This window comes from Bradyrhizobium sp. BTAi1 (genome assembly GCF_000015165.1).
In the GTDB taxonomy this organism is placed as follows: Bacteria; Pseudomonadota; Alphaproteobacteria; order Rhizobiales; family Xanthobacteraceae; genus Bradyrhizobium; species Bradyrhizobium denitrificans.
This window is the reverse complement of record NC_009485.1, coordinates 547537-566450: the sequence shown is the minus strand read 5'-3', so window position 1 is coordinate 566450 and position 18914 is coordinate 547537. Positions and strand designations below refer to the sequence as shown.

At 66.5% G+C, this 18914-nt stretch carries 12 protein-coding genes; 5 read left to right on the top strand and 7 right to left on the bottom strand.

Features of this window, described 5'->3' with window-relative positions; genetic code table 11:
- Positions 1-23: 23 nt before the first annotated feature.
- The gene (locus BBTA_RS02675; protein ID WP_012040891.1) at positions 24-2477 is read right to left on the bottom strand and encodes an adenylate/guanylate cyclase domain-containing protein; all 2454 of its coding nucleotides are present in this window, start codon (positions 2475-2477) and stop codon (positions 24-26) included.
- 273 nt (positions 2478-2750) lie between these two features.
- On the bottom strand, positions 2751-4868 hold the full coding sequence (locus tag BBTA_RS02670) for an AsmA family protein (protein WP_012040890.1): 2118 nt from the start codon (positions 4866-4868) through the stop codon (positions 2751-2753).
- A 216-nt stretch (positions 4869-5084) separates the two neighbouring features.
- Between BBTA_RS02670 and BBTA_RS02665 the strand changes: the two genes are divergently transcribed.
- Complete coding sequence (locus BBTA_RS02665; RefSeq protein ID WP_041750277.1) at positions 5085-5759, top strand: Crp/Fnr family transcriptional regulator; 675 nt, start codon at positions 5085-5087, stop codon at positions 5757-5759.
- A gap of 310 nt (positions 5760-6069) precedes the next feature.
- Complete coding sequence (locus BBTA_RS02660; protein ID WP_012040888.1) at positions 6070-7704, top strand: glycosyltransferase family 39 protein; 1635 nt, start codon at positions 6070-6072, stop codon at positions 7702-7704.
- Positions 7705-7725: 21 nt separating this feature from the next.
- On the opposite strand, the gene BBTA_RS02655 is transcribed toward BBTA_RS02660, so the two are convergent.
- From BBTA_RS02655 to BBTA_RS02640, 4 genes are all read right to left on the bottom strand, one after another.
- Positions 7726-10866 (bottom strand): efflux RND transporter permease subunit, encoded by a 3141-nt coding sequence (locus BBTA_RS02655; protein WP_012040887.1) that lies wholly within the window; start codon positions 10864-10866, stop codon positions 7726-7728.
- On the bottom strand, positions 10866-11792 hold the full coding sequence (locus BBTA_RS02650) for an efflux RND transporter periplasmic adaptor subunit (protein WP_012040886.1): 927 nt from the start codon (positions 11790-11792) through the stop codon (positions 10866-10868). Before BBTA_RS02650 ends, BBTA_RS02655 begins: the two co-directional genes overlap by 1 nt.
- 172 nt (positions 11793-11964) lie before the next feature.
- Positions 11965-12642: an OmpA family protein gene (locus BBTA_RS02645; protein ID WP_049795287.1), complete on the bottom strand. Its 678-nt coding sequence runs from the start codon at positions 12640-12642 to the stop codon at positions 11965-11967.
- A 142-nt stretch (positions 12643-12784) separates the two neighbouring features.
- On the bottom strand, positions 12785-14314 hold the full coding sequence (locus tag BBTA_RS02640) for a caspase family protein (RefSeq protein WP_041750276.1): 1530 nt from the start codon (positions 14312-14314) through the stop codon (positions 12785-12787).
- 323 nt (positions 14315-14637) lie between these two features.
- Here BBTA_RS02640 and BBTA_RS02635 point away from each other — a divergent pair, with 323 nt between their 5' ends.
- The 3 genes from BBTA_RS02635 (at position 14638) to BBTA_RS02620 (ending at position 17777) form a co-directional block, all read left to right on the top strand.
- Positions 14638-15444, top strand: coding sequence for an N-acyl homoserine lactonase family protein (locus BBTA_RS02635; RefSeq protein WP_041751191.1), 807 nt, complete (start codon positions 14638-14640; stop codon positions 15442-15444).
- A gap of 667 nt (positions 15445-16111) precedes the next feature.
- On the top strand, positions 16112-16699 hold the full coding sequence (locus BBTA_RS38020) for a DNA-processing protein DprA (RefSeq protein WP_168167857.1): 588 nt from the start codon (positions 16112-16114) through the stop codon (positions 16697-16699).
- A 187-nt stretch (positions 16700-16886) separates the two neighbouring features.
- Positions 16887-17777 carry an efflux RND transporter periplasmic adaptor subunit gene (locus BBTA_RS02620; RefSeq protein WP_012040881.1) on the top strand — a complete coding sequence of 297 codons (891 nt, stop codon included), beginning with the start codon at positions 16887-16889 and terminating at the stop codon, positions 17775-17777.
- A 201-nt stretch (positions 17778-17978) separates the two neighbouring features.
- On the opposite strand, the gene BBTA_RS02615 is transcribed toward BBTA_RS02620, so the two are convergent.
- On the bottom strand, positions 17979-18839 hold the full coding sequence (locus BBTA_RS02615) for a caspase family protein (RefSeq protein WP_041750274.1): 861 nt from the start codon (positions 18837-18839) through the stop codon (positions 17979-17981).
- Positions 18840-18914 lie beyond the last annotated feature (75 nt).

Below are 18914 nucleotides of genomic sequence, written 5' to 3'. Positions count from 1 at the left end.
AGCCTGAGGCGGCGCCCAGGTGATCACGAGGATGATCGCCGGCGCTCCGCAGGCACATCGACAGGCGCGGTGCTCTCCCCGCGCCAGCGCAGGATCTCCATCGCCAGCACCGGGTGATTGAAGCCCTTCAGATGCAGATCGTCGATCGGCCGCGCATCGACCGACTGGTCGACCACGCCATAGACCCGGCGCGACACGATCACCTGCCCCGCTTTCGCTTCATCGCACAACCGCGAGGCAAGGTTGGTGACGCTGCCGATCGCCGCATATTCCAACCTGTGCTCGAAACCGACCTGGCCGAGCGTGGCATAGCCGAGCGCGATGCCGACGCCGAAGCCCAGACTGTGGCCGCGATTCTTCCAGCGCTCGGTCAGCTGGCCGATCTCGTCGCGCATTTCGAGCGCCATCTTCACCGCGCGCGTGGTGTGGTCGTCGAACGGGATCGGCGCATTGAACAGGATCATCACGCCATCGCCGGCATAGCGATCGAGCGTGCCTTCATATTTGAAGATCAGCTTGCCGAGCGCGGCGTGATATTCGCGCAGCACGTTCATCGCCTCTTCGGGCTCGGTCGTCTCGGTGAACGCGGTGAAGCCGCGCAGGTCGCAGAACACCACCGTGACCTCACGGCGGTGGCTTTCCAACAACGCATCATGACCGTCGGAGGATGCGATGATCTGCGCGACCTGCGGCGCCAGGAAGCGCTCGAGCCGGCGGATGCGCTCGATCTCGCCAAGCTGCTTCTCGACGCGCTCTTCCAGCGACTTGTTCCATTCGCGCAGCTGCTCGGTCTGTTCCCTGAGCTTTACCGCCTGCTGCTGCACGGTATCGTGCGCCAGCGCCAGCTCGCGGCCCTTCTGATCGACCTCGGTGAACAGCCGCGCGTTGCGCATCGCCAGCACGGCCTGATGGGCGAAGGTGCGCATCACACCGATCAGATTTGGCGAAAACGCGCCTGCGGATCGCCTGAGCACCACCAGCGCGCCGAGCACGCCCTGCTGATCGACCAGCGGCGTGAACAGAACTGCATGAAAGCCGGCGGCGATCGCGACGTCGCGCAGCGGATGATCCGGGGCGCTTTCGAGTTCCGCGATCGCGATCGGCTCACCGCTGCGGATCGAGTCGGCCAGCAGGCTCGTCGCGCCATCCAGCATCGTGTGCGCGCCATCCTGCGCCCGCTCGACGCCTTTGGCCTCGACCAGCCTGAACCGGCGTTCGGCAGCCTCGTAGGAGTAGATCAGCACGGCGTCGGCCTGGGTGATCTCAAGGGCGCGCGCCGCCACGGTCGGCAGCACGGCGTTGAGATCGAGCGAGGAGGCCACCGCCCGCCCGACCTCTTCCAGCACCTTCAGCTCGTTGATCGAACGCGCGAGATCTCTTGTGCGCTCCTCGACCTTGGCTTCGAGCACGGCGTAGGATTCGGCAAGCTGGCCGGCCATGCTGTTGAACTGATCGGCGAGTTCCTCCAGCTCGTCATGCGTCTTCACTTCGATGCGCTGGGCGAAATCTCCGGCCCCGAGCTTCCGCGCGCCCATCCGCAAGGCGGTGATCGGTACGAGCATGCGGCGGGCCAGCAGCGAGCCGGCGAGCGTCGCGACGGCCAGTCCGAGCGCGATCAGCAGCGCGCCGCGCAAAAGCTGGTCGCGAATCGGGGCCAGCGCATGCGCCGTGGATTGCTCGAAGAACACGGCCCAGCCGAGCTTGGGCAGCACGGCGGCAGCCGACAGCACAGCGCGCCCATCACTGTCGGTCCCGGAATTCAGCGACTGGCCATCGGGCGTGAGCACCGCGGCGACCTGCGGCAGCCTGGCAAGGTCCTGGCCGACAGCCGGTCCCTTCGCCGAACTCGCCAGCACCTGCCCGCGCGGATCGACCACATAAGCGATGCCGACTTTTCCGACCTGCGCCTCGGTCATGAAGTCTTCGAGAAAGTCGAGGTCGATATCGGCCACGGTGACGCCGGCATTGAAGCCGGAATGCGCGACCGAGATCGACATCATGGGCTGCGCGCCCTTGAAGGTCACAGCCGAGAAATTGCTGCCGTGAGTGACCGTGTCGGTGAAGCGCAGGTCGCGGGACAGATCGTTGCCGGAGGAGAACGCAATCGAGGTGCGCGAGACCCGAAGCTGCTCGCGCCCCTGGCCATCGAGCTGATAAAGCTGCCGCACGGCCGGAGCCTGGCTCAGCAGCTGCACATAGTCGGCGCGCCGCAGCTCCAGCGTATTGGCGCTCGCCCGCGTGACCCAGCTGATCTGTCGTTGCAGGTCCGAGAGCGCCTGGTCGATCCGCCGGGCGCTCGCATCGGCCTTTTCCGCCATCGCGGCGGTCAGGCTCGCCTTGGTGGATTGGTAGCTGATCCAGGTTTCCGTCGCACCATTCACGGCCAGCACGAAGACAACGAGGCCGACCAGCGACACCACATATTTGGCGAACAGACCCTGCCGCAGCGACCAGCCTCTCTCCTCGACCCCGCTCATCCGGACCCCTCGCGCGCAGCGACCGATCAAGCCTGCCGGACGAGCGCGTTCGTTGCCGTGTTGCGCGACAACGGCACTTCACAAACAGGACCGTTCCCACGCTGAGACGGTCCGCCGTGAACACCGTTTAGCACAGAATGACGCGGCAGAACCGGTCGTTTCGGACATCATTCGGTGCGGACCGCGGTGTAAGCCGCCGCGAACATCCTCGGCCATTGGGACGCGCACGTCATCCACCATTCGGATGATACCGCAAGGGTCTGCGGCGTCATATTACCTGTTGAAGATGCGCTTCAAGACATCGTTCATTGGCTGACTGTCCGGCGCGCCGTCCATCGCGGCATCCGGCGGGTTGCCCGACGCCGAGGCAGCGTCCTGGCCAGCGTCCGTCGCCGGGGGTTGCGCGGCCCGGGGAGACTGCAGCAGCGGTGCGGCGCTTTCCGACGGGTTCAGGGTACGGCCTCGGCTGCGGCCCTGCGGCGGCGCGCCTTGCTGCAGACCCTGCTGAATCAGATTGCCGATCGCCGCGCCGAGCTGCCCGCCCAGCACATCGGATTGCCCTGTCGTCGGCGCCTGCCCGCTCGGCGCCGCTGCCGAAGGCCCGCCATTCGCGCCAGCCGTACCGGTCGGGGCAGAGTTGCCGATCAAGCCGCCGAGGCCGTTGATCAGGTTGTTGAGTCCCGCATTGTCCTTGCCGAACAGGCCCTGACCCATCTGCTTGAGCTTGGCGTAGGCAGCGTCGGGATTGTCCAGGATGCCGGCCATGTCGGGGTAGAAGCGCGGCTGGCTCCAAGGGCCGTCGATCACCACGGGAATGCCGAGCCCGATCGGATCCGAGTTGCGGCCCTGCCCCTCGGTGGTCATCACCAGCTTCGGCTCGACGCGCATGGCCAGCACGCGATTGCCGAGATCGATGGTGCCTGCGCCAGTGACCTTCACCAGCGGTCCGATCAGATTGAGATCGCCGGTCGCGGCCTGACCACGCTCGACCTGAAAGGAGGCCGACAATTGCGTGAGATCGGTCGTGAGTTCCTTCGAATCCTGCCAGCCGGACAGCGGGTTGGAGGTCAAGGAACGGATCATCTGCGCGACATTGATGCCGCGGATGGCGCCATCCTGGAACAGCAGGAACGCCGAGCCGCTCAGATTGCTCATGATGGCCTGCTGGCTGGCGCCGCTCGACCGCAGCGCCAACTTGCCCTGCAGGCGTGCGTCGAGCCTGTCGAAACCGGCGAGGTTCTGCAGCAACGGCAATGCTCGGATGCCGACCACGTCGCAATGCATGGCGTAGGCCGGATTGCCGGTGGAGGCATCGATCACGACCTCACCGCTGGCCTGTCCGTCATAGGCACCGAGATTGGCGACGGTCGCCTTCAGCACGCCGCCGGCCAGCGACGATTCGACCTCCAGCGGGCCGAGGCGAGCACCGGCGACTCCGACGTCGGTCGCCGACAGCTTCACGCGGGCATCGACGTAGTTGAGGCCGCGCAGGTCGATGGCCGCCGTGCTCCATCCCGAAGCGCCGGCGTTGCGTGGCGCGGCAGGACTGCCGAGGTCGAGCCGCCGCACATCCAGATCAAGTTTGACGAGTGGCTTGCTGGCGACATCGACCGAGGCCCAGCCGTTGAAATCACCGCCGCCGAGGGTGCCGCTGAGCCCGTTGATCATCACCAACGGTCCATTGAGGCGCAGGTCGGCGCGGCCGGCCAGAACACCGCGGAAGGCATCGGCCATCTCGAGCTTGAACTCGACCGGCAGGGTCTGCCGATCAATCGGCATCCCCGGGGCCGTCGAATTGACCTCGAAGCTGACGGGACGGTCGCTCGCCCGGGCCGTACCGGTGAGCTTGATCCTGCCGTCCCCGCCCAGCGATGCCGTCGCGCCAATGCCGTCGATGCGATTCTCCACGCGGTCGCGCGGATTGGACAGGATGACAGCCCCGTCTCTGATCGTGACCCGCTCGATCCGGATGGACGGCGCGGCGTCCGACTTTGCCGGAGCGCGGTTGCGCGGCGCATTGTCGCGCAGGCGTTCACGCAGCAGCGGCAAATACAGCGTAGGCTTGTCGACGATGACCTCGGCAATGTCGGGCCGGCCCGACCAGAGGCCAGACAGCGCCATATCTGCCTGCAGCTTGGCGACGGTCAGCCGGTTGTTGCCGTCTCGGTCCTTCGGATCGAGCAGCGTGATGTCGGTCAGCGTCGCATGCAGCGATGGCCACAGGCTGATGCTCGCGGAGCCGGCGATGCTCAAACGATATCCGGTGTCACGCTCGACGCGGTCCTGGATCGCCGCCGTCACAACACTCGCCGGAAGGCCAAAGGCAAGCGCCAGGACGAGCACGACGGCGACGGCGCCAACCAACCCGCCTGCGATCTTCAATGCTTTCATGTCGATGTCCCATTCGCGACGTGCGAGCGGTCTACACGGGTTAGCGTGCGGCAACGCCGACCCGGTTCAATCCGATATCTATCCCAGATGCCGCGGACTGCTCCAGGAGCGGCGAAAATAGTCGTAAGCACGTGCGTCATTATGTGACTTATGACACACTTCTGCCCGAGCGGTTTATGTAACTGGGGCTTTCAAACCATTGCTGAAGGTATAGTGATGAGCAAGCAGGCCGAATTTGCGGTCATTCTCAAGATGAACCCGATGTTCGCGGACCTCGGCGCCGACGAGCTGCAGCGCTTGTCGAACCTGTGCCATACCCAGCATCTGTCATCGGGCGAGGTGCTGTTCCAGAAGGGCGATCCCGGCAACGCCCTGTTCGGAGTCCGGCGCGGCCAGATCCGCATCGAGACCGGCGCGACGGACGGCAGCCGGCTCACCCTCAATTTCATGGGCCCTGGCGACCTGTTCGGAGAGGTCGCCGTGCTCGACGGACAGGAGCGCACCGCCGACGCCACGGCCGGAGAGACGACCGAGCTGTTCGTGCTCCGCCGCGAGGATTTCCTCAGCTTCCTCGAGCGCGAACCCAAGGTCGCGATCAAGATCATCCAGCTGTTGTGTCAGCGCATCCGCTGGCAGAGCGAGCGGATGGAGGAGTCGGTGCTGCAGCCGCTGCCGATCCGACTCGCACGCCGGCTCTGTGCACTCGCGGAGGATTTCGGCTCCGAGGTGCATATCTCGCAGGAGCAGCTCGGCATCTTCGTCGGCGCGGCGCGCGAGAGCGTCAACCGCCAGCTTCAGGCGTGGCGCAAGGACAAGATCCTGGACCTGCAACGCGGCCGGATCCTGCTGCATGACCTGACCAAGCTCAACACCATCGCACGGAACGAGTAGACTCAGCCCAACCTCCACCGACGTCGCTGCGCCCTGATGATGCTTTGTCCGTCGGACTGCACGCCACGCTCGCGAGAACCATGTCCGCTCCGCGTCCACTCTGTGACCGGAACCGAGCGCTGTGCATCGCTCGGTGTCCGCAGCGGCCAAACATGATCGCAATTGGGCCACGGCACCTCACAATTTGCGACATGAACTCTTTTTAACAGTTCTAACAGGGGTCAATTCGGCAGCCATGAGCGCCATCCACCTGCGCGTCGAACGCGCGGGGCGGAGTTCGCGCGCCAGAACCTAGGGTGGAAGTGAGTTCATGAGTCTTGCGTGGCCGGCAATTGGGATCGAGACCAGCGGCTCGATCCCGCGCTGGCGCAGAGCCCTTGCGATCTGGATCGACGCCGTCGAGGACGGTTGGGCCGTGCCGGCACTGATCGCAGGCTTCGTCGCGGTCTGGATGATCTATTTCTCGATCGCCTATGTCGGCGGCGACCTGCACCAGGACGTGATCGAGACATGGTCGCTCGGGCGCAGCTTCGCCTGGGGTTCGAGCAAGCACCCGCCTTTGATGGGCTGGGCCGCGCGCGCCTGGACGAGCGCGTTTCCGTTGACGAACTGGTCCTTCAACCTGCTGGCGCTGACCAACGCCGCGGCAGGCCTCTGGGCCGTGGACTTGATCACGCGGCGGTTCGCGCGCGACGACAAGCGTCTGATCGTGTTGCTGCTGCTGATGCTGCTTCCCGTCTATCAGCTGCACGCGCAGCGCTTCAACGCCAACGCGGTCCTGCTGTCGAGCTGGCCGCTGGCGACCTACTGTTTCCTGCGCTCGTACGAGACCCGCAATGTCCGATGGGCCATCGCAGCCGGCCTCGCCGCGGCACTGGCGATGCTCGGGAAGTACTACTCCATCTTCCTGATCGCCAGCTTCGCGATCGCCGCGCTGTGTCACCGCGAGCGACGCGCCTATTTCGCCTCGTCGGCGCCGTGGGTCGCCGCGCTGTCCGGCTTGGCCGCACTGACGCCGCATCTGATCTGGCTCGGCATGACCGGGGCACAACCGTTCTCGCACGCCATCACACATCACGTCGGCAAGACGGGTGCGGCTGCCCTGATCGAAGGCGGAGGCTTCTTTCTGGCGATGGCCGGCATCGGCGGCATTCCCGGACTGATCTGGCTCGCGATGACACGCCCCCGTCCAGCCCGCGTGCTGAACGATGCCCTCAGTCTTGGCGCCGGGCTCCGCCTGCTGGCGATGATGAGCATCGGCACGGTCGCCCTGCCCGCCCTGACCTCGGTCGTGTTCGGCACCGACATGCCGCCATTATGGGGCCTGCAGGGCGTCTTCCTGTTTGTCATCGTGATCGTCTGCGGGGCGAGCTACCAGCCCTCCCGCGCCGCGACGATCAACCTCGCCGCGGCGACGATCGGCATCGCCGCATTCGCCGCGACCGTCGCAGCCCCCCTTCACGCGCTGTACCGCAACTATGTGCCGCTCAGCGAAGGCCGCAACTTCTACCAGCCGGCTGTGGCGGAGCTCGATCGCCTCTGGCAGTCGGTCTCGAGCCGTCCGCTTGCCGCCGTGGGCGGCGATGACGGGCTCGCCTTCGCGGCCGCATTCTACAGCCCGGATCATCCCCGCTATGAGATAAGCCTCGTGCATCCGTACGAGCTGCAAACTCCGGCCGCGGCGCTGACCGCGCAGGGCTGGTCCGCCTTGTGCTACGACACCGACATCTCCTGCATCTCGGGCATGAGCGCCGTCGCGGCGCGGGCGCGGCGGTCGGTGCGCGCCGAGATTTCGCTGCGCACCAAGCTGTTCGGCTGGCCCGGAGCGAGCCAGCGCTTCGTCGCCATCATCGTGCCGCCCGAGACCAGCCCACCAAGCGAGCCCGCGCCGAATGTCGCCGACGACGTGAGCGCGCAACGGCGTCAGCCGATCACGGCGAACTGAGCGCCCCCCGCGCCTGGATTCTCACTCCGCCGCCGGCGACACTACCGAGGGCCGCGGCCTCTGGGCGTGTCCGCCCTCCGCGTCGTGGCCCGGCTCGTCCGTTCCGTCAGACACGATCAGCCGGCGGCCGAGCCGTCCGAACAGCGTGCTGAGATCGTCCATCACCAGGAACATCGCAGGCACAAACAGAAGCGACAGGACTGTCGAGAACACCAGCCCGCCGATCACGGCCAGCGCCATGGGCGAACGGAATTCGCCGCCCGCGCCGACCGCGAGCGCGCTCGGCATCATGCCCGCGACCATCGCGATCGTGGTCATGACGATCGGACGGGCCCGCTTCATGCCGGCATCGATGATCGCCTCGTCGCGTCTGGTGCCGGCATGGATCGCCTCGACGGCGAACTCGACCAGCATGATCGCGTTCTTGGTGACGATGCCCATCAGCATCATCATGCCGATATAGACCGGGATCGTGAGCTGCTTGCCGGTCAGCATCAAGGCGCCGATGGCGCCGCCGATCGACAGCGGCAACGAGAACAGGATCGTGATCGGCTGCAGGAAGGTGCCGAACAGCAGCACCAGCACCGCATAGACGATCATCAGCCCCGCCGTGATCGCCGTGATGAAGCCGGACGCCAGCTCGTTCAGGCTCTCGGCATCGTCCGACGGGATCAGCTTGACGCTCGCCGGCATGCTTTTCCGGACCGGCAGGTCGTCGATCTGCTTGGTCGCATCGCCGAGCGCCGCCAGCCCGACGAGATCAGCCGAGACCGTGGCCTGCCGGCCGCGATCGTAACGGCTGATGCTGGTCGGGCCCTGATCGAGCTTGATGTCGGCGACCACCGCCAGCGGCACGCCACCCTTCTCACCATACTGGCCGAGCGGCACGCGCAGCTGTTCGAGGATCTTCACATCGCCCCGCGCGGCATCCTCGAGCTGGACCCGGATCGGGACCAGGCGGCCGCCCGCATCATATTTCGCCAGCGCAGGCCCGACATCGCCGATCGTCGCGACGCGAATCGTCTGCGACAAACTCTCAGTCGACACGCCGAGGCGCGCGGCCAGATCGGCGCGCGGCTGCACCCGCAATTCCGGCCGGTCGAGCGACGTGTCGGACACCACGTTGGAGATGATCGGGATCCGCTTCATCTGCGACGCAAGTTCGCTGGCGACATTGTCGACCAGCTTGGGGTCAGACCCCGTCAGCACCAGCTTGATCGGTCGCAGACCGTTCTCATCCGTGAACCAGAAGCGGATGTCGGGGATGGTCTCGAGATCCTTGGTGATCGCGAGTTCGAGCTCCTTCTGGGTGATCTTGCGCTCGGTCTTCGGGGTGTAGTTGACGATCATGCCGGCGCGGCGAACCTCCATCGCCCCCTGCAGCCTGCCGCCGTCGACAAAGACGCTGCGCACCTCGGGCCGCTTGCGCAGCCGCGCCACGATCTCCTCGGTGACCTTCTCGGTGTAGGCGAGTTGCGCGCCGGGCGGCAGCTCGATTGCGAGCAGCGATCGCGCCGCGTCCTGCGCCGGCAGGAACCCTTGCGACAGCAGGGTCGTGCTCCAGATCGAGGCAGCGAAGATGCCGATGCCGAGCAGCACCGTCACGAAGTAGTGTTGCACCGACCAGGTCACGATGCGCTGATAGGCGCGCAGGATGAAGCCCGGCGGCGGATCCTCGTGATCGTGATGCTTCATGAAGTAGGCCGCCAGCATCGGCGTGACGAACCGCGCGGCGAGCAGCGAGAAGAACACCTGCACCGAGACGGTAATGCCGAACTGCTTGAAGAACTGGCCGGCAATCCCCGACATGAAGCTTGCGGGCGCAAAGATCGCAATGATGGTGAGGCTGATCGCGATCACCGCGAGACCGATCTCGTCCGCGGCATCCAGCGCCGCGCGATAGGGCGACTTGCCCATCCGCATATGGCGCACGATGTTCTCGATCTCGACGATCGCGTCGTCGACCAGAATGCCGGTCGACAGCGTGATCGCCAGGAACGAGACCATGTTCAGCGAGAAGCCGAGGATATCCATCGCCCAGAAGGCCGGGAAGATCGACAGCGGCAGCGAGATCGCCGCGATGACCGTCGCCCTGAAGTCCCGCAGGAACAGCAGCACGATGATGACGGCAAGAATCGCGCCCTCGAACAGGGTCGAGATCGCAGCCTCGTAATTGCCCTTGGTGAATTCGACCGAGGTATCGATCAGCCTGAGATCGACGTCGGGATGCGCGGCCTTCACCTCGTCGATGCGCTTCTGCACGGCCGCAGCGACGACCACGTCGCTGGCGCCTTTGGCGCGCTTGATGCCCAGCGCCACCACCGGCTCGCCGTTGAAGCGCGCGAAGGTGCGGCGATCGGCGATCGTGTCGGTGACGGTGCCGAGATCGGCGAGCCGCACCTCGCCGCCGCCGAACAGCGGGATCATCGTGTTCGACAGCTCGTTCAGCGTCTTGGCCCCGGCAAGCGTGCGGATCGCCTGATCGTTCTTGCCGATCTCGGCCCGGCCGCCGGCGACGTCGACATTGGTGCCGCGCAGGCTCTGGCTGACATTCACCGCCGTGAGGCCCATGGCCTGCAGACGGTCGGGATCGAGCGAGACCAGGATTTCGCGTTCGACGCCGCCGATGCGCTCGACCTGGCTGACGCCGCGGACGCCCTGCAGCTCGCGCTTGACCACATCGTCGACGAAGAAGGACAGTTGCTCCGGCGTCTTGCCTGGCGAGATCGCCGCATAAGTCACGATCGGCAAACCGATCTTGTCGACGCGCGAGATCAACGGCTCGGTGACGTTCTGCGGCAGGTCGGAGCGCACCCGAGTCACGGCGTCCTTGACGTCGTTGATGGCGCGATCCGTGTTGGTCTCGAGCGCGAACGTAATCGTCGTGACCGAGAGGCCGTCGGTGATCAGGGACTGGATGTGGCGCGCGCCCTCGACGCCGGACACGCCGTCCTCGATGATCTTGGTGACCTGGGATTCAAGCTCCGACGGCGCCGCGCCGAACTGCGCCACCGCGACCGAGATCACCGGAATGTCGGCGTTCGGCAGCCGCGTCACCGCGAGCTTGCTGAAGCTCATCCAGCCAAGAATCAGGAGAATGAGCGAGAAGAGGATCGACGGCAGCGGGTTCCGGATCGACCATGCCGAGATATTCAGTGCCATCAGCGTACCCGCGTGCGATCGATGTCTTCGGCGAACATGGTCTTGATCTGGTCACCATCATGCAGCGAGCTGCCGGCGTCGGCGACCACGATCTCACCCTCCGCGAGACCTTCCAGGATCTCGGTCGATGTGTCGGACACCAGGCCGACCCGCACCCTGCGGGTCTCGATCGTGTTGCCCTTCACGACCTGGATGGTGAGATGATCGATCGCCGTATTGGGAACGGCGACGCCGCAGCTCCGCCTGGCGTCGATATTGGCGCGGGCGAACATCCCCGGCTTCAGCGTTGCGCTGCTGGTCAGCGTGATGCGGGCGTGGCCCAGCTGGGTCGAGCGATCGACCTGCGGCGCCACCACGCGGAGGCGGCCGATGATGTCGGGCAGATTATCGCGCGTGATGCGCGCGGGCAGGCCCGGGCTGAGCTTCAGGAGGTGAACGCTCGGGACTTCGGCGTCGAGTTCCAGCTCATTGTTCACGGCAATGCGGAACATCGGTCCGGCCTGGGGGGAGGCGGGCGCGCCGGCGATGGTACGGACCTCGGTGACGACGCCAGCCGCCGGCGCACGCAGCGACACCGGCCGGTTTGCGGCAGCAGCCGGCGCCCCCGGCTGCGGCGGGGGCGGCGTCAGGCGGGCCAGCTCCTGATTCTCCGTGACGGTGTCGCCTTCCTTGACGAGGACATCCGTCACCCGCGATCCCTCCTGGTCGGCGCCGACGACGGCTTCGCGGCGGGGAACGACAAACCCGGTGACCCGGACGAGATCGGAGAAGCAGGCCTTCACCGCCTTCGTCACCAGCACCTGCGCCTGCATCGGCGGCTCCTCGGCGGCCGGATGCGAGCGATGCTCGTAGGTGTAATAGCCGGCGAACAAAGCCACGAAGATGATCGCGCCGGCTACGGTTTTGAGGGATTTTGGCAGCTTCATCGAAGGCTCGATCCGGTCGGCGCGAAGTGCGGTTTCACGAGTGGGCGGCGCCGGCTGCAAACGCAGCGCGGGAGGTCCCGACGAGACGATGCGCCCCGCAAGACTGCGGGACGCATCCGGTCAACTCGATCTCTGGCCACGCAACCCCCGTCGGCGCTATGCGGACGCCGAACTACTTGGCGGCCGCCGTCTTGCTCTGCATATTGACCACCTGGACGCGGCGGTTCACCTCGGCGAGCGGCTGGCTCGGATCCTTGAGCTTGCTCTTGCCGTAGCCCACCGTCACCAGATCGGCGCCGGCAATGCCGAACTTCTCGACCAGATAGCGCTTGATCGAATCGGCGCGGCGCTCCGACAGATCCTGATTATAGGCATCGCCACCCGCGGCATCAGTATGCCCGGCCACGACGAAGGTCGAGCCCTTGAGGTCGGGACTGGTCAGCGCGCGGCCGAGCGCCTGCACCGATGCGAGCGACTTCTGGCTGATATTGGCGGAATTGTAGTCGAAGGTGATCTCGAGATCGATGTTCGGCTTGGACTTGGCGACCGCCGCGATCTCCTCGCGTTCTGCCGTCGACAGCGAGCGCGTCGAACGGCCGCGGATGCTCTGCAGGAACTTGTCCTGTTCCGGCGCTGCGGCAGGCGCCGCTTCGGACGGCGGCGACAGCGACAGTCCGCGGGTCAGCGGCTTCTTGGGTCCGGCCAGCGCCCGGACGATCTGGTCTTCGGTGACATCCTCGGCAGCCTTGGCCGCGGTGACGCTCAGCGCGGCCGCGGCGCTCAGCGTTACGGCCACGAACAGGCCCGTCAGGCTGGCAGCGTAGGTCGACTTCGTCTGCGATACGGTCATTTGCCAATCCCTCCTCGCGCATGATCGGCGCGAACGCATGGTCCGGTCCCGTCGCGACACCACGCTCGCGACCCGGCTGTTCGCGGTTATGTCGGTCCGGCGCGCCGCATGGTTCGAGGCGGCCGACGCATGCGCGCAAAAATCAGCGCACGCCGTAGCTTTCGAACTCGCGGACGATATTGGGATCGATCGCCTTGGCGTTGGCGATGTCGAGCGCGCCCTCCTGCGCCGCGCCGTTGCGCTGCTTGGCTAGGCCTCGCCCATACAATGATGACGTCAGCCGCGGGTTGATCTTCAGCGCCGCGTCGAAATCGGCGATCGCGTTCTTGGTCGCGCCGCTCTTGAGGTTGACGAGCCCGCGGCTGTCGAGCGCATCGACGAAATTCGGCCGCAGCCGGAGCGCCTCGTTGCAGTCGCGCAACGCCGCCTGCAGCTCACCGACCACGGTGCGCGCCCAGCAGCGATTATTGAGGGCCTCGACATCCTTCGGATTGAGCCGGATCGTGTCGTCGAAATCGCGGATGGCCTGCGCATAGGCGCCCTTGCTGGCATAGACCTGGCCGCGCCGGTAGAGCGCGCCGGCGTCTTCCGGATTGGCAGCGATCTTGGCCGTCAGGCTCTTGATGGTCGGGTCCTCGGCGAAGGGATCCTGCACCGGCGGCGCGGCCGTTACGTTGGTGGCCGGCGCGGTGGTCGTCGGCGCGGTGGTCGCGATGACGGGCGACGGGGTCGGAACCGGCGGCGGCGGAACAACGGGCGGCGCCGGCGGCGCATCCGCCTTCTGGACCGGCGGGGGCGGAGGTGGAGGTGGCGGCGGGAGCGGCGGCGCCACCACGACCTGGGTCGGCGTGGGGGTCGGCGTCGGAGCCGCGACTGGCGCCGTGCTGCTCTCGACCGGCGGAGTGGGCCGCACGCCGCCTGCGCCCGGCACGAAGGAGAAGTCTTCGGCGAGCGAGGATGAGATCCACGGCACCTGCTCGCTGCGCGAGGCGCGGGTCACGCCGACCCGGGTGCGGTTCAGCGTCTCCTCCGCGGTCAGATCGGGAACGCGGATTTCCTTCAAGAGCTCCTGCACGAACAGGCTGCGGTCGCGGCCCGTATCGGACACGACCGCCGACAGCGCCGCCGAGTACATGACCAGGGTACCACTTGGCGCAATGACCGGCGCCAGTCCGGACGAGGCGGTGCGGAAGCGGCGCTCATAGGGATTGCGGCGGGACGCATCGAGCAGCGCGATCTTGACCCCGGCGCCGCGGCTGTTGATCTCCTGCAGCACCTGCTCAAGGCTGATGCCGTCGCGTCGGACATCGGCCTCCTGCCAGATCTGCGCATCAACCGGAATCATGTAGCTGGTGCGATTCGACTGGATGCCGAAGCCGGAGAAGAACACCAGCGCCACCGAGCCGGGCTTGATGCTGCCATAGAGCCGTTCGAGCCCGCGGCGCATCGCTTCGCCGGTGGCGTTCTCCAGCGTTTCGACCGTAAAGCCGTCGCGCTTCAACTCGTCGGTGAGGTCGCGCGCATCGTTGATCGGCTCTTTCAACGGCGCTTCGGCATCCGGGTATTTCGCATTGCCGATCACCAGCGCGATGCGATCGCCGGCCGCCAGCGCGGGACCAGAGAACGCCACGGCAAACATCAAACCGAGCAGCAACAGCAGGCGAGCAGTCATCACGATGGCGGTCCAGCGGTCCAGCAATCAGGCGCCGTCCAGCTTGCGCCGCGGCGACCTTAACCCACGCGTCAGGCATTATCAAATCGCCGTGACGACTCGTCAACCGCTTGGGCCGGTTGAAGAATCGCCACGGCAGGCGGATCTCGGCGGCGTCTTTCGATCGCCACAGTCGGAACATGCAACGAAGCAAGGCGAACGCCAGTGAGGCGCCTCACACTGTGTCGGGCCGCCGGTCGATCCGGTTCGCGCGCCGCAGCGATTGACGCCGCCTGCCCGCGGTGGCTCGATGCCCGCCAATGGCCATCAACGAGACGGGCATCATGGGGAACGCCGCCGAAATCTACGCGCTGCGCTATGCGACGATGTCGCCGCGCATGCCGAGCATGAACTTCCTGCAGCCGGATCCGCACGAGGCGGTCGCGCAGGACCTCGATTACTTCGTCTGGCTGATTCGCAGCGCAGGGCGCGACATCCTGGTCGACACCGGCTTCAACGCCGCCGAGGCCCAGGCGCGCAACCGCAAGCTGACCCGCAACCCGGTCGATGCGCTCGAACTGTTCGGCGTGAACGCCGCCGATATCCGCGACATCATCGTCACCCATCTGCATTACGACCACGCCGGCAATCTCGACCGTTTCCCGCATGCGCGGTTTCATCTGCAGGAGCGCGAGATGGCCTATGCGACGGGACGCTGCATGTGCAACGGCCTGCTGCGGCACCCGTTCTCGGTCGAGCACGTCACCACGATGGCGCGCCATGTCTATGGCGAGCGCGTCACGTTTCACAGCGGCGACGGCGAGATCGCCCCCGGCGTCACCGTGCACCGGGTCGGCGGTCATTCCGACGGGCTGCAGGTGGTGCGCGTCGACACCGCGCGCGGACCCGTCGTGCTCGCCTCCGACGCAGCACATTACTACGCCAATCTGCAGCGCCGCAGTCCGTTTCCGATTGTCTACAATGTCGGCGACATGGCGCTGGGCTGGGAGATCATCGAACGGCTCGCGGGACATCCGGACCGGTTCATCCCAGGGCACGATCCGCTGGTCACCGAGCTCTATCCGCGCGTCAACGAAGCTGCCGATGCCTACGCGCTCCATGTGGCGCCGTCGCGGTCGTTTGCGCGATAGCGGCGCGCCACAATCAGGTGAAGCATGAGCGTCGCGTCCACCGTCCCGACGCATGGCTGAGTTTGCCGTCGTCATCGCCCCGGCTCGACCGGGTGATGGCACCTGTATCGACCGCAGGAGCCGTCCAAACATGACATCGCGCCCTCGCGGCGCATGTCGCGTCCGAGCTGTGATCATTGCGACACCCTCTTCGAGACAAGGGCGCAGGGAGGACCAGGCCTCGGCTGAAGCCTGCGGTCCGCGTGCAGCAAAACAAGCACGCGGCAGAACCACAGGTACAGCCGAAACGACCCGGCCCTCCCTGCGCGGTGGCTTTACGGATTATACGCAAGCTCCCCGGTGACCGGGCTTGTTTGCCACCGTGGCGACAAAGCGCGCTTGGCGCCTTGCGCGGACCTCAGCGTCGGGAGGCCAGGACCCTGCGACTTCACCGTCCGCGACATGGCGTACGTCGGCGTGCCCAGCACGCTGCACCACATCGCGGCCATCGCATCCCACCCCAACGCGTCGTGACGTTCGCGAAGCGCCCCTCGTCAATGAGGCAGGACGGGCGGAACTCTCCACCCGATTTGCCCGACGTCGCAAGCGATTTCTTTTTTCCAGAAGCTCTGGACAGCCCAAATCAGCTTAAACTCACGAGACAAATTCGGCGATGAGGTGCTGCGGCGTGAACGCGCGCGATCTTGCCGCGGCACACCTCCGATCTGCTGTCTCGAAACGATTGGATGCCAAAGCGAGCAAAGGAAGAGACGATCGGCAAAGCAAATCGGCGGCCACCGCTGTGAGAGAAGGATCTGTCTGCATGGACGGCGCATCGAAGGTCGTCGGCATCGTCGGGTCACGGCACTTTCCGAGCCGGGCTCTGGTCGAATCCTTCGTGACCTCGCTGCCGTGCGACACCTGCGTGGTCTCCGGCGGCGCGCAGGGTGTCGACACGTGGGCGATCGAGGCGGCGCGGAGTCTGGGCTTGCCGACCTTGATCATTCAGGCCGATTGGAAACGGCATGGCCGGAAGGCTGGCCCTCTCCGTAATGCTGAATTGGTTCGGAGAGTCGACGAGATCGCTGCCTTCTGGGATGGTCGCAGCCGCGGCACGCTCAATACCGTGATGCTCGCGCTGCGGGCCGGGCTGCCGGTGCGAATCTTTGGTGAGAACGGCGAGATCCTGGCGACGGACTTCGTCGTCAAGGAAGCCGAGCGCCGCGGCGTCGTCGCGGCCATGAAAGCGCCAGGTGCCGGCGAGGGCGATCCGTAGCCTTGCGCGTTGCCGGGAGTTGCGCAGCCGCGAGGAAATTCGGGCTCGTTCAATCAACGACGGCGCTGAACGTCGCGGCCGGCTGGCGCGACTATACGAGGACGCGGGTCGGCTGGCCCGGCGGCGGCGCGTCTGCTATTCGGACGCAGCCGTTCGAATGGATCGGGTTCGCGAGGATCGGTTTCGCATGAGACATGCCGCAATTGCCGCCACGTCCCGCCGGATGCCGATGCTCACGGCGCTCGGCCTCCTGGCATTGGGCGCGGCCGCGAGCCCGGCCATGGCGGCCGAGGACACCGCGCCCAGAGGCGCCGCGGTCAGCGTGCTCAAGGCGGCCAAGGCCTGCTTCGACAACACCGTCGAGGTGTCCGGCATGGTGCTCGCCCGCGACGAGACCGCGGTGCGGCCGGACCGTCCCGGACTGAAAGTCGCCGAGGTCCTGGTCGATGCCGGCGACACCGTCACCGCCGGGCAGAACCTGGCGCGGCTGACGCCGCCCGAGGGCGGCACGATCATGGTCCAGGCGCCGGTCGCCGGGACCATCCTGACATCCACCGCCACCATCGGCGCCTTCGCCTCCGGCCGCGGCGAGGCGCTGTTCTCGATCATTGCCCGCAACGAATATGACCTGGTGGGCTTGGTGCCGAGCGCGCAGATCAACCGGCTTGCGGTCAACCAGACGGCGCGGATCCGGATCGTCGGCGCCGGCGAGGTCGACGGCAAGATCCGCCGCATCGCGCCCACCGTGGAGCCCAACAGCCAGCTCGGCCAGGCGTTCATCGCCATCACCGGCAACGCCCGGCTGTTGGTGAATGCGTTCGGCCGCGCGGTCATCAAGACCGGCCAGAGCTGTGGCGTCGCGCTGCCGCTGACCGCGATCCTGTATGATCCCGACGGGACCGTCGTGCAGGTGGTCCGCAATCAGCGGGTCGAGACCAAGCGGGTCGAGATCGGCCTGATGGCCGGCGGCCAGGTCGAGATCCGCGACGGGCTCAACGAGGGCGAGGTGGTCGTCGCCCGCGCCGGCGCGCTGTTGCGGGAAGGCGACCCGGTGCGGCCGGTGCTCGCGAGCAACTGACGGGCGGCGACGTGGCAAGGCGCGCCGCTGGCCGCTCGGCGAAGGTCGGGAGCCGCTGCGGCGTGCGCGGTGGGCTCCCTCTCGCCGCGGGCGGCGGGGGCGGGGAGAGGCGCAGACCGAGCAAGTCGCACGGGTTTGCTGCCACTCGTGAAGAGCGGCAGCCGGTACAAATCAGGAAGATCGTTGGAGAGCGGCCGAGGCTCAGCTGCCGGCGTTGGCGACATCGGCGCTGAGGCGGATGTCCTCGACCAGCGACGATGACACGGTCGGCACCTGCTCGCCGTCGGAGCTGCGCGCGATCGCATTGCGGGTCTTGTTGAACACCGTCTCGGCGCTCGGGCTCTTGCCGAGCTGATTGAGCAGCTCCGAGACGAGCACGCTGTTGGCCTGCTGCGGGTCGTCGAGCACCTTGCCGGGCGTCGCCGACGACATGATCAGCGCGTTGGCGGGCGCGTTGATCGGCGCGAGGCCATGCGAATAAGCGCGGAAGCGGCGCTCAAAGGGATTGCGGCGCGAGGCGTCGATCACGACGAGCTTGGCCCGGGCGCCCTTCTCGCTGACGGCGTCGAGCACCCTCTCGATGCTGGTGCCCTCGCGACGGACGTCCGCTTCCTTCCAGATCTTGGCATCGGTCGGGATCATGTAGCTGTCGCGGCCCGCCTGGATCGCGTAGCCCCCGAAGAACAGCATCACTACCGAATCCGGTTTGATTCTCGCGGTCAGGCGCTCGACCGCGCGGGCCAGATCGTCCTTGCTCGCGTCCTCGACCACGTCGACGTCGAAGCCGCCGCGGCGCAGCGCGCCGGTCAGCGCACGGGCATCATTGATCGGCTGGGCCAGCGGCGCGTTGGCGTCGGGGTAGTGACCATTGCCGATGACGAGCGCGAGCCGCGCGCCGTTGCCGGTCGATGCAACGCCCTGCTCGGCGGCGGCAGATTTCGGGGCTTCGAGCGAGCGCTTGTTCAAGGCAGCATTCGCGCCGATCGCGAGCGACACCGTGCAGAGCAACGCGGCGGCGATCACGGCCGAACGGCGGGAGAAGGAAGGCTGCCTTGCGGTCATCACGTCAATCCTGGTCCGAGCCTGTCCATGCGGCACCAAAGGATCGCACCTTTGGGTCGCGCGGGCGCCTCTGAG